Source organism: Sphingobium chungbukense (assembly GCF_001005725.1).
Classification (GTDB): Bacteria; Pseudomonadota; Alphaproteobacteria; order Sphingomonadales; family Sphingomonadaceae; genus Sphingobium; species Sphingobium chungbukense.
Genome location: NZ_LBIC01000009.1, coordinates 55,891 through 78,436, shown reverse-complemented (window position 1 = coordinate 78,436; position 22,546 = coordinate 55,891). Strand labels below are relative to the sequence as shown.

Annotated in this window: 11 protein-coding genes; 6 read left to right on the top strand and 5 right to left on the bottom strand. The window is 60.2% G+C overall.

The features are described 5' to 3' along the window. Nucleotides 1-268 precede the first annotated feature (268 nt). From YP76_RS18310 to YP76_RS18285, 6 genes are all read left to right on the top strand, one after another. Nucleotides 269-1,504: an O-antigen ligase family protein gene (locus tag YP76_RS18310; RefSeq protein ID WP_232307620.1), complete on the top strand. Its 1,236-nt coding sequence runs from the start codon at nucleotides 269-271 to the stop codon at nucleotides 1,502-1,504. A gap of 29 nt (nucleotides 1,505-1,533) precedes the next feature. Next, nucleotides 1,534-2,271, top strand: coding sequence for a polysaccharide biosynthesis/export family protein (locus YP76_RS18305; protein WP_046765048.1), 738 nt, complete (start codon nucleotides 1,534-1,536; stop codon nucleotides 2,269-2,271). Next, entirely contained in the window at nucleotides 2,271-4,478 is a 2,208-nt protein-coding gene (locus YP76_RS18300; protein WP_232307619.1) for a GumC family protein, read from the top strand. Before YP76_RS18305 ends, YP76_RS18300 begins: the two co-directional genes overlap by 1 nt. 353 nt (nucleotides 4,479-4,831) lie before the next feature. Then, complete coding sequence (locus YP76_RS18295; RefSeq protein ID WP_157035822.1) at nucleotides 4,832-5,665, top strand: hypothetical protein; 834 nt, start codon at nucleotides 4,832-4,834, stop codon at nucleotides 5,663-5,665. Nucleotides 5,666-6,183: 518 nt separating this feature from the next. Next, nucleotides 6,184-6,438: a hypothetical protein gene (locus YP76_RS18290; protein WP_046765046.1), complete on the top strand. Its 255-nt coding sequence runs from the start codon at nucleotides 6,184-6,186 to the stop codon at nucleotides 6,436-6,438. Between the two features lie 195 nt (nucleotides 6,439-6,633). After that, nucleotides 6,634-7,461, top strand: coding sequence for a hypothetical protein (locus YP76_RS18285; RefSeq protein WP_046765045.1), 828 nt, complete (start codon nucleotides 6,634-6,636; stop codon nucleotides 7,459-7,461). A 637-nt stretch (nucleotides 7,462-8,098) separates the two neighbouring features. Here YP76_RS18285 and YP76_RS27170 read toward each other — a convergent pair. The 5 genes from YP76_RS27170 to YP76_RS27885 form a co-directional block, all read right to left on the bottom strand. After that, the gene (locus YP76_RS27170) at nucleotides 8,099-8,359 is read right to left on the bottom strand and encodes an excalibur calcium-binding domain-containing protein (RefSeq protein WP_232307618.1); all 261 of its coding nucleotides are present in this window, start codon (nucleotides 8,357-8,359) and stop codon (nucleotides 8,099-8,101) included. A 409-nt stretch (nucleotides 8,360-8,768) separates the two neighbouring features. Beyond that, nucleotides 8,769-10,592, bottom strand: coding sequence for a glutamine--fructose-6-phosphate transaminase (isomerizing) (glmS, locus tag YP76_RS18275; RefSeq protein WP_046765043.1), 1,824 nt, complete (start codon nucleotides 10,590-10,592; stop codon nucleotides 8,769-8,771). A gap of 135 nt (nucleotides 10,593-10,727) precedes the next feature. Further along, entirely contained in the window at nucleotides 10,728-12,032 is a 1,305-nt protein-coding gene (locus YP76_RS18270) for a sugar transferase (RefSeq protein WP_198147530.1), read from the bottom strand. Between the two features lie 67 nt (nucleotides 12,033-12,099). Continuing rightward, entirely contained in the window at nucleotides 12,100-12,582 is a 483-nt protein-coding gene (gene nusG, locus YP76_RS18265; RefSeq protein WP_198147529.1) for a transcription termination/antitermination protein NusG, read from the bottom strand. 1,068 nt (nucleotides 12,583-13,650) lie between these two features. Continuing rightward, on the bottom strand, nucleotides 13,651-22,350 hold the full coding sequence (locus tag YP76_RS27885; RefSeq protein ID WP_046765042.1) for an autotransporter-associated beta strand repeat-containing protein: 8,700 nt from the start codon (nucleotides 22,348-22,350) through the stop codon (nucleotides 13,651-13,653). Between the last annotated feature and the right edge of the window lie 196 nt (nucleotides 22,351-22,546).

The following is a 22,546-nucleotide window of genomic DNA, read 5'->3' as shown; positions in this document are numbered from 1 at the left end:
TCTCACTAGCAGTTGCGCTTAATCATCATGTGTGGGTGTTTTGACCCGCAGTGCGGTAGCTATGCTGAATGCCTACCGCGGCTGTTGCCTTTCGAGATCGACAATTTCACAGCCCAATAACGATAAGTTTGCTCGTTATACGCTTGCGTTGCTTTTAATCCTCGCATTTTCTTGCGGTGGAACCGCCAGGGACGATGTTGCCTCCCTCGTAGTGCTGAGGGCGGTCTCATTGGTTGTCCTTTTTATCGGACTCTTCAGGTTGTCGGCCATGGATTACCGATCCAACCGGTTTCTGCTTCTTTCGGGAGGTTCGATATTCCTGCTGATCGTTTGTCAGTTGATGCCATTGCCGCCTATCCTCTGGCAGGCGCTTCCGGATCGCGTACTCGTTCGCCAGATTGATGAGGTAATCGAGGCCGAGCGAGTCTGGCGCCCCATGACAATGGCCTCTGCGGCTACATATAATGGATTGTGGAGTGTTGTGCCGCCCCTCGCATGTCTGGTGCTGGCGGTGCAGCTTAGAGTTAGTGCGCTAGCAAGCTTCGTTTATCTGCTATTTGCAATTGGGCTTCTGACGACAACCTGGGCTCTTCTGCAGATGGCGGGCGAACCTGGAAGTGCACTTTACCTCTATGATGTCACGAACAGACACTTGCCCGTCGGTATATTCGCCAATCGAAATCACCAGGCGGCATTTCTTGCCTGTGTGATCCCGATGCTTGCCTATATCGTTGAGCAACATCGTTCCCAATGGGCGGGAAACGCTAGCGGTTTTCTGAGCAGGTTCGCGGCGATCATCCTCGGTGCGTTTATCGCAACGTCGATACTCGTCACCGGATCACGCGCCGGTCTGTTGGTCGGCTTGTTTTCGATCGCTTCTGTCTTTCTGTTCAAACAAGGTCGGATTGAGCGGTCGGGGCGCCGCACCTCACCGAATGTCGCGAAGCAAAGAGCCGTCCTCGCCTTCGGGCTGGTTGGTAGCATCGCGATCCTTTCGTTCGCAGTTTACGCGGGACGCGACATGGCCCTACAAAGGCTTGTCCATACCGATGAGTCCACCGAACTGCGCGCGCGGATCATGCCGACTGTGATGGGCATGGTCGAGAATTATCTGCCCTGGGGAACGGGGCAAGGAAGTTTCGAAAGTGTCTACCTGATCCACGAGCCGGACGGCCTCTTGTCGCCAGTATATATGAACCATGTGCATAACGACTGGATTGAGATCGTTCTTGAGGGGGGCCTGCCCGTCGTCGTCATCGCTTCTTCCTGTCTGCTCTGGCTCATGCATGCAGTTACCGTTGCCAGCAGCAAGGGCCGAGAAGATCCCTGTTCCCGTAATCTCGGGCGGCTTGGCCTTATCCTTATTCTGCTTTTAGGGCTTGCGTCGGTGACGGACTATCCGTTGCGGGTTCCGGCGCTCGCATGCCTTGCGTCCCTCGCCTTCGTCTGGATCAGCAAGATGAAGGCAGAAGCAAGGATTGGCCTTCCCATTGCGCATCCCTGATTTTTTACTCTTTTGACTGTTGCAGCACAATGAACAAGAAATTCTTATGTCTTTACTCTCTGACGGGCCCTATTCTGTTGGCGCTTGGAGGATGTGCTGAGACAGTTCAGCTGGGGGGTGATCCAAAGCTTGAGGTGATCGACGCCAATGCGCTTCCGGCACCTGGGAGGGCTGATCTCACCGGGGGCACCCAGCCCTATTTCGTCGGGCCTTACGATAAGCTTGTCGTCGATGTGTTCGGGATTGAGGAGCTCTCGGAACGGGAAATCCAGGTTGACGCCAGCGGGCGGATTTCCTTTCCGCTTGCCGGCGTCGTGAACGTATCGGGAATGACGCCTGGAGAAATTGAGCAGGCCTTGGCCGAACGTCTGCGCGCGGCCTATGTGAGAGACCCCCAGGTGACAGTCAATCTGAAAGAGACTGTAAGCCGAGTGGTGACGATTGAAGGCCAGGTCAAGAAGCCCGGGCTCTATCCTGTCGTGGGTCGCATGACCCTGATGAGGGCGATCGCCCGGGCCGAGGGCACGGACGAATATTCAAAGCTCGATGACGTCGTGATCTTCCGGACGGTTGGAGGGCAGCGCTACGCGGCGCTCTATGATCTCGATGCCATAAGACATGGGGCGTACTCCGACCCCGACATTTACGCCAATGACGTCATCATGGTGGGCGATTCCCGGTCCCGCCGTCTTTTCAAGGATATTCTTGCCGGTATGCCAGCTTTGGTTACGCCTCTTGTGATTGGCATCGATCGGCTGACCCGCTGATGTCGACCAACCCTGCCATGAAGAACTCTAACCAGGATCTTCTCATTGCCGGCGATGCCAAGGCCACGCCATCGGTCGATCGGGATACTTTCTCGCTTGCACAACTGCTGACGCGCTATTGGCAGGCCGTTGTCCGATGGCGGCTGCTGATTGCGGGCCTCGTCGCGGGAGCCGTGATAATCGGCCTTGTCGTGACCCTTCTGATGGCGCCGCTCTACACGGCTCGCTCACAGATTGAAGTGAGCCGGGAGCGGAAGAATGTCACCAATGTCGAAGGGTTGGATTCAGCCGGTGAAGGCCGGGACGTCGAATTTTATGCGACGCAATATGCACTGCTGAAGGCAGAGTCGCTGTCGGAGCGGGTGGTGCGCGAGCTTGGCCTCGCCGAAACATCTGAATTTTTCGAAGCGCATGGAAAGAAGCCAGCAGAACTTATTGGATTTCCCGATAATTCGCCGGAGACCAAGAAGGCGCGCGTTCGTCAGGCTGTTGCACTGCTCCAACAAAATCTCGATATCTCCCCTATCAGGGGCTCTAGATTAATCGACATCAAATATACCAGCCGCAAGCCGGAAATCTCCGCGCGTATTGCCAATGAATGGGCGCAGCAATTCATTAGCTCGACGATGGACCGGCAGTTTGCGGCGACGGCGGATGCGAGGAAATTTCTCGAAACGCGGCTAGCGCAATTGCGCCACAAGCTGGAGCAGTCAGAGCGTGACGTCGTTAGCTATGCGAATAACAAGGGCATTGTGACGCTGGATGCTACTCGCGATCCTGAAGGGCGAACATTTACCCAGAGGACTTTGGCCTCGGCGAACCTCGAGGCGCTGAACCAGGCACTGACACAAGCCGAGGCCGAGCGCATCGCCGCAGAGAGCCGGGCAAATGGCTCTGCCGAGAACAGCCCGGAGGTTCTTACAAACCAAGCCATTGTCGATCTGCGTGCACGACGCGCCCAGGCCGCTGCGGAATATGCAAAGCTCATTCTCCAATATGAGCCCAAATATCCGGCCGCACGTGCGCTCAAGGCGCAGATGGCGACCCTCGACGCGGCCATCGCGCGCGAGGTCGAACGGATCAGCGGCAGCCGGAAGTTGGCCTTTACGGAGGCACTCAAGCGCGAGCAGGATCTCAGAGCAAAAGTCGAAGCACTAAAGCAGGTGCTAAATGACCAGCGACAGGCTTCCATCCAGCAGAATATCTATCAGCGGGATGCCGATACCAACCGACAACTCTATGACGCGCTCCTCCAGCGTTACAAGGAAATCGGCGTTGCGGGGACCGTCGGGGCGAGCAACATCGTGATCGTCGACGCGGCCAAGGTGCCGCAATCGCCATCCGCGCCCAATCTCATGCTGAATATCGCGCTTGCGACTTTGGCGGGCATCGCGCTGTCTGCAGCCGCTGTCTTCGGCCTTGAACAGATCGACGAGGGCATAAGGGAGCCCGGGGAGGTTCGTACGGCACTGGGGACTGCACTATTGGGTCATGTGCCCTTGGGCGAAGAGGCCACGATCGCCGAAATTTCAGATCCCAAATCCGAACTCGCCGAGGCCTATTTCAGCATACGGTCGAGTCTCGCCTTCGCCACGAATCACGGTCTGCCCCGCACGATTGCCGTCACGAGCACGAAACGGGGCGAAGGTAAATCGACCAGTTCCCTAGCGCTCGCAACCGTCATCGGGCGGACGGGCAAACGGGTTCTTTTGATCGATGGAGACATGCGTTCACCGACCTTGCACCGCCATTTTGGAACGGATCACAAGGAAGGGCTAAGCAACCTGCTTGCCGGTGAACCATTGCTCGATCAAGTGAAGGCGACGGGCGAACGCGGGCTTTCGGTGCTGACCGCAGGCCCGATCCCGCCGAGCCCCGCTGAACTGCTGAGCAGCGACATGTTCCGGGAAATCATCGCTCGTTTCCTTGAGTCTTACGATCACATCATAGTGGATACCCCACCGGTTCTGGGTCTAGCTGACGCACCCCTGATCGGGCGCCAGGTCGAGGGAGTCATCTATGTGGTGGAATCCGCCTCTACATCGCGCCGAGCCGCTCAGGCTGCCCTACAGCGTCTCGAAGCGGTGAACGCGCATCTATTTGGGGCGATCGTGAACAAGGTGGATTATTCCAAACATGGCTACGGTTATGGCTATGGGTACGGTTATGCCTATGGCAGGACGGCGGAGGTTGGCGAGGCGGGGTGACGCTCCTGCTGTCACGCATAGGACTGCCGCGAGCCTTTATAACGCTAAAGCTCCTTAGCGTCCTTGTCCTACTCGCCAGCCTCGGCATGCCGGCTGCTCGTTACGGCCTGAAAATTTATTGGTTCGGTGTTCGATATCCGCAAGACGGGGGGGATTTCAGGGCAGAGGCGACGCTACGAGGCAAGAATAGCTTAGGAACGGCGAGTGCGCGGTGCGGAACCAGCGCACACATCCGGCAGCGATTGCAGGCAGAGCCCCTCTCGCCCGACATGCTATGGTGCTGGAGCATCGTGAGCGCTGATGAGAGGGCGGATACCGCCCTTCATTTGGCTGCCCACGTCTCGAGGCGCAACATGCAGGTACAGGCCGCTCTCCTGCAGCGGGCGGCCGAAGCGGATGATGCAGCTGACGTCCTGGCGCATATCGACCGGATCTTGCGCGTCTATCCAGAAACCGGAAGCGAAATCCTCCCCGGCCTTGCGGGATTGATCGCGACCAGCGAGGGGAGGGCGCTTCTATCTCCTTACGTCGATCGCCCGTGGTTCCTGCCTCTCGTGAGCCAGGCGGTTCGCCGGCAGGTCGAGCCTGGAGCGATCGCGCTCATGCTGTCGAGCCGGCGCCGGGCCGGAGGAAGTTTGCCCAAGGAACTCATTTCGGTGCTGATCGCGAAAATGCTTGAGCAGGATGCGTTTCCCGAGGCGAGGAAGTGGGCTGCCGCGCTGTCGGGGAAACCAGAGACACTGCTGGATTATTTTGGCGCGTCGCCTCTCACGGTGAATCAGGTTTACGCTCCGCTGACATGGAGGCTTCCGGCCGGCCGCGAGGTGAGCGGCACGTATCGCCCGCATGGCGCAATCGAATTCCTTGTGGCGCCAGACAGTTTCCTTAAACTGCTCGAACGGTCCACTGCCTATAAGCCGGGTATCTATAGTTTCCGGCAAGAGACAAAGATGAGGACGGGATCGCTCATGCTGGAATGGATCCTTTATTGTAACCGCTCGGCACAGTATCGGCCTCTCTGGCGCCAGGATCTGAACCCTGGTGATGTGCGTGAGGAACGGATCCCGGCCAGGATCGATCCAGGCTGCACACGGCAGAGATGGGTTTTGAGAGCCAATACAGGTGCGTCCGCCTGGCCCATGAGCCTTGCCGTAGGACTTAATGGTCTCGAAGCGGTGCCGCAATAACTCAGTGCGCGTTGCACGGGATCATTGATACCCATATCCGGCGCCACCCCTGTCGCCGGATCGCCCGGAGCCCCCAAAAATGGCGGTGACCCAGCCTGCGTTACCGCGCCGGGCGGCCCCCTGCATTCATCTGAATGCAGGGGGCATTCATTTCTCGGGGCTGTCATACCCAATGACGTGATCGGGCTGAAGAGGCCGGGGTAAATATGCTGCATGTACCCGGGACGTTCGGGCATGAGCGCGGGTATGACGTCGGTACTTCCTAACATCTTGGACAGTGTGTGAGCAGTACGCTGTCTGCGGGACGGAAGAAGCATCGATACAAATATCTGATCACCAGTTTTCTAACCGAAATCATCAGACTATGCTATGTGGCGTTTCGAGCTGTCATGCATTGAGCGAATCTACAAGCTGACCGGTTGTACTCAGTGATGATGTGATGTGCGTGATTCATGCCATTTCACTTGCCTCTCCATGTGTTGCATGGCATTCGCAAATAATCAAACGGGAGAATGATAATGTCTCTGATCAAATCCTTGGTCGCAGGGGCTGCGGTCGCAGCATTGGGATGTGCGATCCCCGCTCAGGCAGTTACTAGCAATGTCAAGCCTAGCTTTTCCAAGAAGGTCAGGGCTTCAACCCCCGTCAAGAAGGGCGAGCGCATTGCACCAGTGCTGTTGACGGCGTTGATTATCGGCGGCATCACGGCAACCGCCGTTACAGTGGCTGCCGTCGCACGAGCGGATGACAAAGGCAGCCCCGCCAGTCCTTAGCCGCGTAGCGCTCGGCGGTGCCTGGTAGATGAATGGCGATTCTGAAATGCCGTAGCTTTCGTAATGGGTTTGATGTTCCCCGATTTATGGCCTTGCCGACGCTCCTTCTAACTCCCGCTTGACAAGGGAGCGGCAGTTCCGACTACGGATGTCGTGGACGGTGTTTGCAGGTCCGAAGGGGAATGGGGGGATTTGATGAAGCAGTTCTTGCTGTGCGCGACATTTGCTTTGCCTCTGGTGCTGGGAGGCTGCGCTACCACCAGCTTCGCACCGCCCAGGGTTCATGAGGACAAGGCTATTGCGGCAAACGGCAGATGCCCTGCTGGGAAGCCGTCGGATGAAGCGGCGGCCATTGAGCCGGACGTCACCGGGGCACTTCAGCTCGTCGACAATTTCCGCATTTCCTACGATTGTGCATTTCAGCAGTTGGCTAATGGAAGGCAGGTTTTCCAGGTGCCTGCAGCACTGGCACTGGCGGGTGGAGCAACAGCGGCGGCGCTGGGCGCGGGGCCAGACGCTGCTATCGCGACGGGTGCCGGGGCATCGCTGTTCAATCATGGCAACAGCTATTACGCACCCCAGGACAAGGCGAGGATTGTCGCTGCCGCACTGGATGCGATCATGTGCATCAAACGGGAAGCCTCGGGCATCAGCACCCAGGTGCAGAACGGCACGGCGCCCTTCGCCTCCATCGTCGGAGGTGGAACGATAACACTCGAGCCGGAAAGGCAGTATTTCCAGCTTGTATCCTCGAGCCTCCAATCCGTTCAGGCGATTGTGGGTGAGCGATTGATGTCGGTGGGTAGCTATTCGCCGAGCGCGATTGCCGACGAGATTCGGGCGCTTGGCAATAAACTCGACAAGGCAGAGGATCCGGCCGCCTCCAACGCGGTCCAGGCTAGCCTGCGGTCGGTCGGGCTCACGTCCTCTACCGGTCTCGATGCAGCGGTAGTAAGCCAGATCGAACTGCAGCAGCTGGCGCCCAGGCTAGACCTTTGCACGGTGCGGGCAAAATCTGGCTAAAGAGCGGGAAAGTTCGACGGGCGTGACCCCGCGAGCGTCTTGGGCGAGAAAGTAACTGTCAGTCGCAATGAGATGAGCTGGCCAATATATGGTATAGAGGTTGCAAAGACATTCATGAACGGCTTGGTCGGATTGATCCGACGGAAAGAAATATCGTCGCCGACTGGCCGGATCTTTGAAGTGACTGCGTAAAGACAATGTGGTGATGCCCCTGAGCCTAGACATCGCCACACAACGACGGAGTTTGGCGAAAGCATCGCTGCTCGCGACAATTCTACCCATCGCTTGCCTGTCTAAATAAGCAAAGTGAAACGTCCGCTCCGCAAAGTACAGTTCTCCGGTTGGAACTGTTGCCAGGGCAAAATTAACCTTGGCAACAAGATTGGCATCCTGCCGGGGCAGCACTAGCATCTCCACCAAGCGGGCACCTCGGCGGCCAGGAGAGGTCGGTGGTCAGTCCAAAGGGAGACTCCCGGCGTGCAGCGCTGAGGTGTTCGAGTGCACTGAAACGTGGCTCATGGAAGGAGAGGTCCGTTCTGCCACGCTGGTCCTTATAATCGTTGAGCCTATCGTCGACGATCGTCCGGGCGGGGTTGGAAACGATAATCATTGGCTCGCCACCGCGCCATTTTTCCGCTCATTCGCAGCCCACGCCGTCGGCGTCGCGATCGAGATGCCGTCCATATCCTGGATCGCCGACGCGGACGGGGGCAGCGCCGGCGGCACGGGCAGCCGAGCAATTGGCGAATATCCGCCGTCCACCGCCTTTGCTCGGCAATGCCTGTCTGCGACCCGGAACGGTGGATGCTTTGTGGCAATGATAATCGCCAGTTTTGCGGTTATTGTGGCAGCCTTGCGCGTTCAGTCCACCCGGGTGTCCGTGGACAGGCACTGCCATCAAGGCAACCACGCCGAATATCGTTAGTCGTCGCATACGGGTCTTCCGTCTGTGCGTTTTCATGGTTTTTTCTGTGAAGCGGAATCTTTTACGACCGCGAGACCGCAGCCCTTTGAAGAAGCCTGAGGGGCGAGCATCATGTCCACCGTTTCAACTCCGGCGCTACCCTTTTTGCCCACGGCTGTTGCTCTTTTCCATTTGCGGCATGCGCATAGTAGTGCGCGCGCCGCCAGCGCTCGAGCGTGAGGGCGGTGCCAATCCGGCGAGAACGCTCGTGACAGGAACATCCAGCGGTCGCTCGACAAAGACCAGGCGAAGATCTGTCCAGGATTGCCGACCAGCCGTCATTGATCCGGCACGGCATGAATGACTCCAATCGACACGCTTTGCTGTTCCGGACCAGTCCTTGTCATTCCACTGTGACGGATTTGGCCAGATTGCGCGGTTGATCGACATCCGTCCCCTTGGCCAGCGCCACATGATAGGCGAGCAACTGCACGGGCACGGCGTAGACCATCGGCGCGATCAGGGGATGGACCTTGGGCATGGTGATGGTGGCAATGCAGCCTTCACCCGCCGCCTGCACCCCGTCATAGTCGGAGATGAGCACCACCTTGCCACCGCGTGCCTGGACCTCCTGCATGTTGCTGACCGTCTTTTCGAACAGAGGACCGCTAGGCGCCAGGACGATCACCGGCACAGTGTCGTCGATGAGTGCGATCGGACCATGTTTCATCTCTCCCGCGGCATAGCCCTCTGCGTGAATATAGCTGATCTCCTTGAGTTTGAGCGCTCCTTCGAGCGCGAGCGGATAATCGGGGCCGCGTCCAAGATAAAGTACATCCCTGGCATGGGCCACGAGATCAGCCATCGCCTCGATCGTTTCGTCGTAGGCGAGCGCTGCGTTGAGCGCTGCCGGTGCCTCGGCGAGATGACGGACAAGCTCCCTTTCTTCACCTGGGTTGAGCCGTCCCTTCGCGCGCGCGAGATTGGCGGCAAAGGCGGCAAGAACGGCGAGCTGGCAGGTAAAGGCCTTGGTGGAAGCAACACCGATTTCAGGCCCGGCATGCGTGGGAAGCAGGAGGTCGGCTTCCCGTGCCATGCTGCTCGTGGGCACATTGACCACCGCGGCGATCTTCTGGCCTTCAGCTTTGGCATGACGCAGAGCCGCGAGCGTATCAGCGGTCTCGCCGGACTGGCTGATCACGATCATCAGCCCGCCATCTGCCATGACCGGCGCACGGTAGCGAAATTCACTGGCGACATCGATATCGACAGGGACGCGGGCGAACTGCTCGAACCAATATTTGGCAACCATGCCGGCATAATAACTGGTCCCGCATGCCACGATCGTCACGCGTCGAATTGCGTCTAGGTCAAAATCGGGAACGGGCAATGCGAGCTGGTCGTCCATCCTGCGTAGATAAGAGCGCAGTGTCTGGGCGACGACGACGGGCTGCTCGTAAATCTCCTTGAGCATGTAGTGACGATGATTGCCCTTGGAGATAAGTTCTCCGGTGACGCCTGAGACGGTGACGGGCCGTTCCACCGGCTGATTGTACTTGTCGAAGATTTCCGCTCCGTCAGGGGTGACAATGACCCAGTCCCCTTCCTCGAGATAAGCAATGCGCTGGGTAAGCGACGCCAACGCGAGGGCATCCGATCCGAGATAAGTCTCCCCATCGCCATAGCCGACAACGAGCGGCGATCCGAGGCGCGCGCCAATCAGCATGTCGGGATGGCTACGGAACAGGATCGCGAGCGCGAACGCGCCATGCAGGTGCGGCAGGACCTGCGCGATCGCCTGACGAGGCGTGGCCCCCTCCTCGATCAGTTCGCTCAGCAGATGGGCGACCACCTCCGTGTCGGTCTGGCTCTCGAAGCTGTGGCCGCGCGTCATCAGCTCCTCGCGCAGCGGCTTGAAATTCTCGATGATGCCATTGTGTACGAGCGCGACCTCTTCGGTCGCATGCGGGTGCGCGTTGGCGGTTGTAGGCATGCCGTGCGTTGCCCAACGCGTGTGTCCGATGCCCGTGGACCCTGAGAGAGGCTCCCTCTCCAGCACGTCTACAAGATTGGCAAGCTTGCCTTCTGCCCGCCGCCGGTCGATGGCATGATTGTGGAGCGTCGCGACACCAGCACTGTCATAGCCGCGATATTCAAGGCGCTTTAGGCCATCGACGAGCCGCCCAGCGGCGTCACCTTTGCCTGCGATGGCGATTATGCCGCACATGAAAAATTTCCCCAATCCAAGATTACCAAAGTTAGTAGCCGGCTGGCGCGGCCCGGCGCGGCTTGCTTTCATGCCTGGGGCGGTCGGGAGCCGTTAGCGTTCTGCGCGGCAAGAATGCCTTGCCGGGCTTATGGATCAGCGCGATCCAAAGCCTGTGACCATGGTGCGGACCGTCATGAGAATGATCGCGAAATCCAGCCAGATTGAAAAATATTTGATATAGTAGAAGTCATATTCCAGCTTGACGGTGACGGCATCGGCCAGCGCCACATTCCCCTGATGAACAGCCGCCCAACCCGAGATGCCCGGACGAACGCTATGCCGGTAGCAATAGAAGGGAATCGAACGATCATAGTCGCGCGAGAGCCGTAGCGCCTCGGGACGCGGGCCGATCCAGCTCATGTCGCCGAACAGCACGTTGAAGATCTGCGGCAACTCATCGAGCCTCGACATGCGCAGGAAATGCCCCAAGCGCGTGATCCTTGGGTCGCGCTCCTGAGTGTAAAGTGGTCCCGCGACGTCGTTGCGCATCGTGCGCAGCTTGTAGCAGGTGAACAGCCTGCCCTGATATCCGACGCGGGTCTGTCGGAAAATCGGCGAACCACGGCTTTCGAGCCTGATCAACAGGCAGCAACAGGCGAGGATCAGGAGCACAACCGGCAGGAGGAAGAGGGCCAGTGAGAAATCAAGGATGCGCTTAAGCCGCAGATAGGGAAGCGAGGGCAGGAGTTGGCCGAAGACAAGCTCGGGCTTGGAACGCAGCCGCACCCGGCCCGTCATCATCTCGCTTACATGATCAAGATCATAAACGGGAATATTGCGCAGCACTGCGCGCGCGAAAAAGCGCTCCCAGGCCGGTGGATAGTCGCGACTGCTGTCGTAAACGATGGCGTGAACGCCAGACGGCATTCGGGTCTGGTTCCATGGGAGCCAGATCACCCTGGCAGCCTGCATCTCAGACGTAACCTCCGGGATGCCGACAAGGGCCAGCACCGGACACCCCAGGCGCGAACGCAGGACGGTAAGCCCCGTGTTCCATATGATGCCTGCCAGGAAGCCTGTCGCCAGGTGATAGAAGCCGAGCTTTCGGAAGATAAGGCTCATGAGGAACATCACCGTCGCAAAGGCGACCGTGAATACCGGGAGAATGATGATCTTCGCATCGACGAAGGGCAGGGGGCTGGTTCGGCGCAACATCAGGTGCGCGAGGAGCAGCGCGGCTGCTGTTGCATAAAGCATCGGATCGAGGGGCGCGATCGGACGGGCCCATGCTTGCTCCGAGGCAAAGAGAGGGTGCAGAAGTTCAGGTATCACGACACCGAGCAGCAGAACGCCAATAATGGCGACGCGATTGCTCGAAACGAGCTGGTGGACGACCTTGCGTATACGGCTTTGCCGATATGCTCCCTGCTGGTGCAGGTGAAATGGATGTACGGTCATCAGCTTATCCCCTAGAAGCCCGGCTCCTCCCAGCGCACCGGCCTGACGCTCTTGCGCTGCGGCCCGATCAGGCCGGACTAACGCTGCGCAATGGCACTTCCACCCGGGTGGCGCGGCCCAATATGTCGAGTAGGACCCGAACCCGGCCATGGTGGTCGAGCGATTCAATGGCGGCGAGCTGATCGGAAAATGGCCCCCCGGTTATGCGGATCTGGTCGCCCACACGAAGGTCAGGTACGAGGCTTTTGACCTCGTCGCCGTCGCACCGTTCGAAGATCGCGTTCATCGCGCTGGCAGGCATTGGTGTTGGCCGTCCCTGCGAGGCCCCGACCAAATGTTTTATGCCCACCGTGCCGTTGATCGATTGCCACCGATCCCGTGTCGGACAGAATTCGACGAAGATATAGCCGGGAAAGAGCGGCGCCATTACCGTGACGGAGCGTCGGGCCTGACGTCGCGTCGTCTGAAATCGCGGGATGAAGCAGCGGAAGTTCTGGCGTTCAAGATGCGATTGGCCGAGCTGTTCGCTGCGCGGGTGCGTCTGGGCCACGTACCAGCGGGCGCCTGCGGCTAAAACGCCCCGCGCTCGCCTGGACGATGCGCCAGCCAGCTTCATCCCAGTGGTCAAGCCTTCCTCAACCGCAAATTCTTGCACCGTCACCATCATCAACTCGATTGTTTATGGATCCACAGGTGAGGCGGATCGGGAACGCAATTGATTCAACCACCAAGAAACATCGAAACGCAGCATTGCTTCTCGAATCAATATCGAATGCTTTATCTATGTTTCAAATGCCGCATAGGATTGGATGCCTAATGCGTCAAGTATGCACCGTCCGTCGCGCGCGTCTGCTGCCGAGCTCCATCCCGCGCGATGCATGATTTCGGGCGGCGCGGGTCCTGATGTGACCGCTACTCCTCGCATTGCTTCTGCTTGTTGTACCAAGCAGTGATGTGCGACCACTGACCCGCAAGCGCCGTCGGCATAGCCCAGCAAAGCGAGGGCCATGGCAGCAACCTATGGGAGCCGACCTTCCCAAACGATCAACGGGCCATTTCCCTGGCGCTGCCGGACTGTGGTCGTTCTGGCCAAAGCTGCGTCGGTAGAGGTGTTTCCGATCGGGCATTCCAAAATTGTGAATGCCGTTTGGCAGCTTCGGCGATGGGCGAAGGCGTGCTCACGGTTGGCGAAGGCATGGCGAGTTATGGAAGGGAGCTGGTCGGTGTGCGCCACCTGTGTGCTGGCATCTGGAAGCGTGAGTCGTCCCAGGCAACCCGACCTGGGTATGAGCGTCCGGAATAGATGCTTTGGAGCGATTACATGTCAATCCTTCAGGAACCCAAGAGGGACTCAATGAGATGATCGAGCGATATCCTGACTGCTTTCTTTCGTCCGAAGTATCTGGGCTGCACGAATTACGCGGCTCAGACAAACACCGCATGGGCGCTATTCCACTGCCACTATCTCACGAAGAAATACGGATGCGTTTTAGATCGATCGTGGGACCGGATAATCAGGAATGTTCGTCGGAAAGGAGCAGCCGATCACATTTAATGATCAACTGCTCCTGATCCGTTACCAGTCAGCAGGTGCCGTCCCCGCCGCCTGGAGGTGGGTCTAGAAGCGGAAGGAAATCCTGCCCGCGACCGAGTGATCCACGGAGGTCGTTCCGATCATGCCGTTATAGGTTGCACTCAAGGTGATTGCGGGAGTCAGGCGCAGCATGGCCTCCGCATCGAACAATCCTGCGTCACGGGAGATGGGCGCCCCGCTGACGGCGAAAGGCAGGCCGCCTGCAAACTGGTTGCGGCCCACAGCGACGGTGTCGCCATAGACATGCCGCCAGCCCAGCATGGCCTTGGCCGCAACGAGACCGGTCGCCGGAGTGGCGAGCCGTGCACCGATGGTGGAGGAAGTGAACGTGTCCGACCGCTTGTCGACGGCCAGGCTCGCCGGACCGCCGCTTTCGGAGAAGGCGTCGGTCTTGACCTTCACCGTGGTCAGGTTCGCGAATGGCTCAAACTCGCCCCGGCCCAGCGGCAAGGCATAACCGATCTCGCCGAAGGCCTGATAGACGTCTCCGTCATAACGGGCACTCGCACTGTCCTGGAATCCGCTGAAGCTGATCTGGCGGCGAAGGTCGAGATCGGCCGTGGAATAGCCCAGACCCATCTTGATCCGCGCGCGCCCATATTGCGCGCCTGCATAGCCAAGGAAATTGGCACTCTCAATCTTGCCGCTTCCCGCCGAGGAACGCAGGTCGGTCTGGGTCCACCCACCCGCGACGCCCAGTGTCCAGTGATCGCCAGCGGCAATATCGACGCCCAACAGCGCGCCGGTGGTGTCGCGATCAACGGACGCGGAATTGCGATTGCCGTCACTCTTGCCCCAGTTGCTGATGTTCTGCATCCAGAAGCCGACGCCCGATTGGTGAGCATTGCTCAAGCGCCCCAGGACTGCCGAACGCGACTGGCGGCTGTCTTCATAGAGAGCCGTCGTCGCCGACATGTGGATCTCGCCCGAGAGCTGGTCGAAGGCGTTGCCGGCTTCGGTCTCGCTCAGCCTGATTGCCGCACGGTAGATTTCATTGGTGAAGCCCAATGCTTCCACAGCGCTCGCGGTCGACTTCTGGTTGGGCGTGGAAACCGCCGCCGCAAAGTCGATATCGTTGCGCATCAGGCTGAGATAGACATTCTTCTGGTCATAGCTCAGCCAGCTGTCGAGATAGGCATAATTGTCCGCCGACCCTTCGAATGTGCCGATAACGCCTCCATTGGCAGAGAGGATCTTGTAGGTCGTCTCGGGAGCATAATTGCTGCCCTCTGCAACCACCTGGACCGTCCCACCCTCGATGGCGGCCGTTCCGGCAACCTCGATCCGGTCGGCGATGCCAAATCCATCCGTGCCCAGATCCGGGCTCGCCTCGACCTCGAATATGGACCCGGCCTCAAAGGTCACATTGCCGGCGACATGAAGAAGACCGATCGAATTGCCCGGTGCAGCCGTGCCGCCATTCTGGACGACGAGCCCACCGATCGTGCCGTTGCCTCCGATGCTGCCTGTTCCCGAGACGCCGACAAGGCCGCCAAGGGTGCCGTTGACCGCAAGGCGCCCACCTTGAACCAGGGTCGAGCCGGTGAAAGTCTGACTGTCACCTGTCAGGTTGAGCCGGCCATCGCCGGTCTTGACGAAGGTTCCCGACCCTGTGAACCCACCGGCGAACTCGGTGTTGACCGACTGGTTGACGGTAAGTTGGCCAGATGAGCCGATGGCGATGGTGCCGTCCGTTCCGCTGAGGCTCGAGACTTCCTGATGCTGATCGCCCAGTTCGAACGACCCGCCGGTCATGACGAGATTCGTGGCCGGATCGAGTACGGAGTTAAGCGCGATCCTTCCTGCCTCAACGACCGTCGAACCCGTGTAGCTATATTCTCCTGACAGCGTCAGGAGACCATCCCCGCGCTTGATCAGCGATCCTGCACCTGAGAGGGCGCCCTCATAGTCATAATCGTCCGAGCGTGCGAAGATGAGCGTGCCGTCATTGCGTGTCGCGCCAAGCAAATCGCCAGCGGCTGCGCCGTCGCCGACCTGGAGCGTCGCGCCTGCCAGTATCTGGCTGCTGCCTCCAAGCGAACCGGTCAGAAGCAGCGTGCCCTCTTCGATGGACGTCGTGCCATCATAGGCATGGCCATCCCCTGAGTAGGTGAGCGTGCCTGCTCCGGCTTTGACGAACGATCCAGAACCGGAAAGATCATTGGCGAGCGTCCCGTCGCTGTCCTGCGCCAGGACCAGACGAGCCTCATTGACGATCGCGCCGCTGCCAAAGCTGCCTCCTGTGCCGACGACCGTGCCTTCGCCGATGGTCGTGCCGCCGGTGAAATCATTGGAGGATGCCAGGAGCAGCGTTCCAGCGCCGGTCTTCGTCAATCCACCGCTGCCGGTCAGCTGAGCGTCGATGCGGGCGACCATGGTCTCGTCCGTAGCCGTACCGGCCCCGACCCTCACCACGGTTGCAGCCTCGCCCAGGGTCAGCGCATCGCCTTGCAGCAGATAGCCGTCGGATGCGAACTGCATGCCGGCGGTCACGACCGCTCCTTGGATGTTATCGACGGTGACCGTGCCGGCTGCGCCGCCAAAGATGGCGAAGCCCGGCTGCGGCTGCATCGACTTGCTCACGAGGCCGTCTGCGTCGGTCCAGCTTGCATGTTCGAGCGACCAGATGCCGTCGCCGCCATCGATCTGGCCGTTGCTCAGATGATCGACCGCGCTGCCGTCCCAGAAGTTGAGCGTGAGACCTGCCGCGTTCACGAGGTTGACCTGGCCGAGGACTGCGGTCTGAAGTTGATAATGGCTCGACAGACCTTCGGGAACCGACCCAATCTCAAGGCCATTGTCCACGAGCGCGCCGCCATAGTCGAAGAGGCGGGTGACCCCTGGCATGAAGTCGAGAGCCCTGGTCATGTTGAGCGTGCCGTCGAGCGTGAGGTCCCCGGCAACATCGAAGGCCGCGACCTGGGTTGGCGCACCGATCTCGAGATCGACGATCGAGCCCGCCGAAAGGGCAAGGGCACCCAGATTGAGCGTCTGGCCAGCACGACCGGCAAGATGTCCGCCATCGGCGATCGTGACAGTCCCTGCGAGCGTACCGGTGCCTGAGAGTGTCGCCCCATCCGCGACGGTGGCCCCTGTCGCGATCGAACCGTCGACCTTGAGGCTGCCGCTGCTGACGAGTGTCGTGCCCGAATAGTCGTTGACGCCCTCAAGGGTAAGGGTTCCCGTCCCGATCTTGACGAGCGAACCGCCCTCGCCGGAAATGGCGCCTGAGAGGAGATTGTCGGCGTTGAGGCCACCTAGCGTCAGGGTCTTGTCAGCAAGATTTACCGCGCCCGCGCCATCGAGCGATCCGATGGCAAGTCCTCCGGTGGTGAGATTGGCAAGGGAGAGGGTGCCCCCGCCATGCGTGATCGTGGCTTCATCGGCGCTCGACGCATCGGCAAAGATGATCGTCCCTGCAACATTGTTGATCGAGGCCTGCCCTGCCGAAGAGGTGTTGCGGAAGATGAGGCGGCCACCATCGTTGGTGAGACTGGCCGACCCGGCGGTTGCGGCGTCGAAGAACCAGACCTCGCTGCCCGCGCCGCTGTTGCTGATGCGCGCCGTTCCGGCCGAGGACGTGTCGAAGAAGTTGGTGTCGCCGCCATCGCTGTTGACGATCAGCGCAGCGCCGCCGGTCGCTTCGTTCCAGAAACTGGTCTGACCGCGATTGGCGATCTGTGCGTCTGCAGCAGAAGCTGTGTCGGTAAACTCGACCGTTCCGTCATTGGCGATGCCGAGCGATCCAGCCGTAGCGCCCTCTTCAAAACTCAGCAGGCCCGAGAGGACATTCACATTGCCGGTGCCAAGCCCGCCAGTCGTCCTCGTGACGATACCGCCGCCGTTGAGCGTCGTGCCTCCATGATAGCTGTTGGCGCCTGTGAGCGCGAGTGTGCCCGATCCGGTCTTGGTCAATGTACCAAGGCCGCTGATATCCTGGGCAAGGGTGCCGTTGTCGTCCTGATCGATAACGAGGGCGCCGGCGGTGAGAATGTCTCCGCTGCCCAAACTGCCGCTCGATCCCACAAGGGTACCGGCATAGATGACGGTGCCGCCCTCATAGCTGTTGTCACCGGTCAGCGTCAGGGTGCCAAGGTCGGTTTTCGCCAGGGTGCCATTGCCCTGGATGGTGGATCCGATCACAGCGCCATAGGCGGCACCCTCCGCGGTGCCGTCGCCCACGCGGATGGTGTTGCCAGCGCCGATGTCGAGGATGCCGCCTGCCAGATCATATCCATCGACGGCAAACTGGATGCCGTTTGTCGCGATCGTTCCGTCCACTGTGACATGACCGGCTGCGCCCTGGAAGACAGCCATCGCATTGGTGGCTCTGGTGAGAGTGACGGCGCCGTCCATATCGGTCCAGCTATGCGCTGACGCCGACCAGAGGCCATCGCCTCCATCGACAATGCCGTTGTTGAGATTGGCAGCGGCGCTGCCGTCCCAGAAATTGAGCGTTAGACCCTGTGCGCTGACAAGGTTGACCTGGCCTGCAACAGCCGTCTGGATGCCAAGGTCACCAAGCGCCATGGACGAAGGGTAGGAACTGATGCCGAGCGGCGTATTGTTGTACAGCGCGCCGCCATATTCGATGACGCGATAGACGCCAGCATCAAGGGCAGTCCCGCCCGCTGAGATGACGTTGAGCGTGGCACCATTGAGACGAAGATCGCCATTGACGCGAAGCAGACCGGTTTCGCTTGGCGAGGCAAGATTAGCGTCGATCATCGATCCTGCGCCAAGCGTCAGGTCGTTCATTGTGAGGGTTTGGCCCGAAGTCCCCAGGATTCGGCCACCGCTGTTGACGAAAACGTCCCCGGCGATCGTTCCCGCCCCGCCCAGGCTCGCGCCGTCATCGACCCCTACATAGCCAGAGGCCAGTGCTCCGTTGACGGTGAGGCGGCCGCCCTCGACGAAGGTCGGACCTGTGTAGGATTGGTCGCTGGCAAGGGTCATCGCCCCCGCGCCCGTCTTCACGAGCGTACCAGTTCCCTGGATATTGCCGGAGAAAATCGTCGATCGGCCATTACCGCCGGTGATCAGCTCGCGCGTGCCAAGATCAACGAGGCCGGCGCCAGCGAGCGAGCCGATCGTTTCGCCATTGCCATAATAGTCGCTCGAAAGCAGCATCCCGGCGCCGGAAGCCACCGTGACGCCCGAGAGGTCGCTGATCGCGTTGGGGCCGTGGAGAACCAGCTGTCCGGCCGAGACGGTCGTGTCACCCTCATAGGAGTTGCCTGGCTCGCTGGGCGCGAAGCCATAGGCGACAGGCGACCAGAGATGCAGGGTGCCTGCGCCTGTCTTTTCAAATCCTCCTGTTCCCAAGAGCGCGCCATTCTGGTTGACGGTGAGGCCCGAGCCGACGTTCAGCTTCGCATTGCCGTCAAGAACCAGGCGGACCTCATCGCCAAAGTCGCCGCTCACGAGATAGTCGAGTGTCGTGCCGCCTGCCATGACGAGACCGCCCGATCCCAGCGCTCCGCTATGGCCGAGGCCCAGCGTGCCGGAGAGGAGCGTCGTGCCACCGGAATAGGTGTTGGCGCCGCTCAAGGTCAAAGCGCCGGAACCGGTCTTGACGAGCGAGCCGCCCGAACCGGATATGACGCCCGAAATCACATCATCCTGGTTGAGCCCGCCCAGGGTCAGGGACTTGCTTCCAAGAACGACGCTGCCTTCGCCCGATACGCTGCCGATGCTGGTGCCGGCGCTGGCGAGGTCATCAATGAAGAGCTGGCCGGTAGCGGCATTGACGATACGGGCCTGCGCGCCGGTGGCTTCGCCCTCAAAGCTGAAATCGCCGTCGTTGGAAACGCGAATATGACCAGCTTCCGCGACACCGCCGACACGAGCGCCAGCGCCCGCATGCACATCGACTGTTCCCGCGCCAAAGGCGCCGGTGACGCTTGTGGTGAGGATGCCTGCCTCAACGACCATTCCGCCCGAAAAGCCATTCTCTGCCGTCAGGTCGACGGTTCCCAGGCCGCGCTTTACGAAGGTGCCCGTGCCCCGGATCTGATTGGCGAAAATTGTGTCAGAGCCCTCGTCAAGGATGAGGCGGGTGTCATCTGCGGTGACAATGAATCCGTTCGCAAAGCTGTCGGCATCGCCGATCAGCGAACCCTCATTGAGCCATGTATTGCCAAGATAGCTGTTGGCGCCGCGAAGAGTGAGCGAACCTGCACCATTTTTCTGAAGGCTGACAGTTGCGCCACTTGAAATGTCGCCCGAGAGGATGACGTCATGATCCCCTACGTCGAGCCGCGACGTGTTGGTGGCAAGATGAATGTCCCGGGTGAAGTCGGTGTCGGCCGCGAAGCGCAGCGTCGCGGTTGGCGTGGAACCACCTCCGATCTCCACCGCTCCGGTGCCGAGGGCGCCTTCGGACGCGATCTCAAGGACGCCGCCGCGGATGAACGTACCGCCTGTATAGCTGTTGCTGCCCGTGAGGCTGCTCGTCCCGCCATAGACGTTGAGGGAGCCCGCTCCCGCGATCGTCGATGACAGCACATAGGCGTCATCGGTATGATTGAGAACGATCCGGTCGAAGCTGCTCCCAAGGACAATCGCGCTGGCCTTCACAAGGCCCGCCGCCTGGGCAGCCTCGTCGCTCATGGCTCCTATCGCCAGGGTGCCGACAGACCCTGGGCGAAGGCCAACCGACAAAATGCCTGCGCCGCTTATACCGGCCGCCTCGACATCCACGACGCCGCCGTCCGCCACGACCAGCGTGCCGACGCCGCCATGACCGACGCTCGCTGCCGTGCGCGCCACCAGCGAGGAGTCTGCGCCGCTCACCTGCACAATGCCGCTGCCGTTGAAATTATCGTCGCCACCGATCAGGAGCTGGTCTGTTGCAAGGGCGGCCCCGTCCAGCACATTCACGAAATTGCCCGAGCCCTGGCCCGCGCCGACCTGGCCAACGACGAGCGAACCATTATTCTGCCAGGTGGAACCTGCCCCGCTCAGCGTGACGACGCCCTTGCCTGAGCCGAAAGTGGCGATATTGGCGCCCTGGGTATAAAGCGCGCCGCCATCCTCGATATCCACATAGGCAGCGCCAAGCTGACCGATGGTGAGCGGGCCGCTACCGGGGACGGAGGACCATTGCGATCCGGCGCCTTCGATGGTGACATGGCCGACCGATCCACCAAGTCCGCCGATCACGCCCGCGCGGCTTGAAACCTGGCCGCCGCCGCTGATCTGCAAGGTTCCCTGCGCGGCGTCGCCCACGTTGAGGAGCCCGTTGCTTGCCCAGCTGGCCGCGCTCCCGCTGACTTTAACGATCGGATTGAGCTCGCCATCAATTTTTCCGCTGTTGCTGGAGAGATCTGCGCTCACCAGGAGGCTGCCCTCGGTGACTGACAAGGACCGCACGCTGTTGCCGCCCGCCAGCGTCAGCTGACCCGCACCGCTCTTGGTGACATCGCCAAATCCCGTAATCTGTCCGGCGAAGATCCCGTCACTGGCCTGATCGAACTCGAGATGACCAGGGTAATTCAATGAAATCGATCCTGTCAGACTGTCGCTGTCGCCGATCAGCCTGCCCCCGGTGATTGTAGTCCCTCCCGTATAACTATTGAGCCCGAGAAGCCTCGTCGTGCCAGCCAGCTGCTGGATGCTGCCGCTGCCGAGGATATTGGCGGCGAACTGATAATCTGCGTCGGTGTGATTGAAGAGGATTGCGCCCTCACCGGCGCCGAAGACGACGTTTTGCGCGTTGAGCGAGCCTGCGGCAGCCGCAGCGCCGTTTCCGCCGATGCGAAGTTCAGCTGCAGAACCGGATTGCGATGCAATTCTGAGCGTTCCAGAACCTCCCACGACATTGACAGTGCCGCCATCGGAGATGTTGAGCACGCCTGTGCCCCGGTCTCCCAGGATCATGGCTGCGCTTGTCGTCGACGCGGCATCAATCGAGCTGCCGGCGCCACTGACGACAACCTCACCATGGGAGCCGGCGTAAGTGCCGATATTGAGGGTGCCGCTCGAGAGCACCGAAGCCCCGTTCCACACATTGACATAGCCAGAGCCCGATCCGCCCACCACCATGGTGGCCGAGGATGACGTCAGGGATGAGCCCGGCCCGACGAGGATCACATTCCCTGTCGCCCCGGCATAATTGCCCACCGACAGTGCCGCCGCCGTAAGAGCGCCGCCATTGACGATCACGTTGCCAATGCCCTGATCCCCGATGACCGCGGAGTTCGTCGCGACGGAGCCGCCGCCGCTTATCGTCAGAAATCCGCTCCCGGTGGGATTGGCTCCAAGAGCCAGGATCGCGCTCTCAGCGTGCGCGCCATCCGAGACGTCAAGCGTGCCTGCCCCCTGGAGACCGAGAAACAGCCACTCACTCGTCCAGTTCGTTCCGGCGCCGGTGATGGACGCGACACCCGCGCTTCCGGCGTTGCTCCCCATCATGCCGGTGTTTGTTTCAAGGCTCGCGCCATTACTGATCTGAAGGAGGCCGTTGGCCCCGGTTCCGATCCTCAGAATATTTGCTTGTCCCGCTCCAGCGCTCAGGCTGACGCTCGGCGACGCTGCGCCATCGATCCGGGCGTCGCTGCCACTGGCCGGAACGCCGCCGGACCAATTTGTCCCTGTCGACCAATCCTGCTCGGCGCCCACCGTTCCGCCGAGCCATGTCGTGACCTGCGCCTGGGCAGGGGATACTGCCAATGCGATGGCCAATGCCGCAGAACTGACCGTTTGAAGCGCACCGATTTTCATGTCGTTTCCCCTGTTCGTACAGACCGCATGCGCCCGCGTCAGCCACGGGCCGCGAAATGCCCTGACCCCAGACAGCATCGACCCGCGACTAACCTGTGACAGGCAAGCCTTAGAATCGGCAAATCGATAGCTTTCTTGAATGCTTGTGTATAGTCCGGTATGGAAGGAATCACGAATAAAAGACTCATGGAACCAA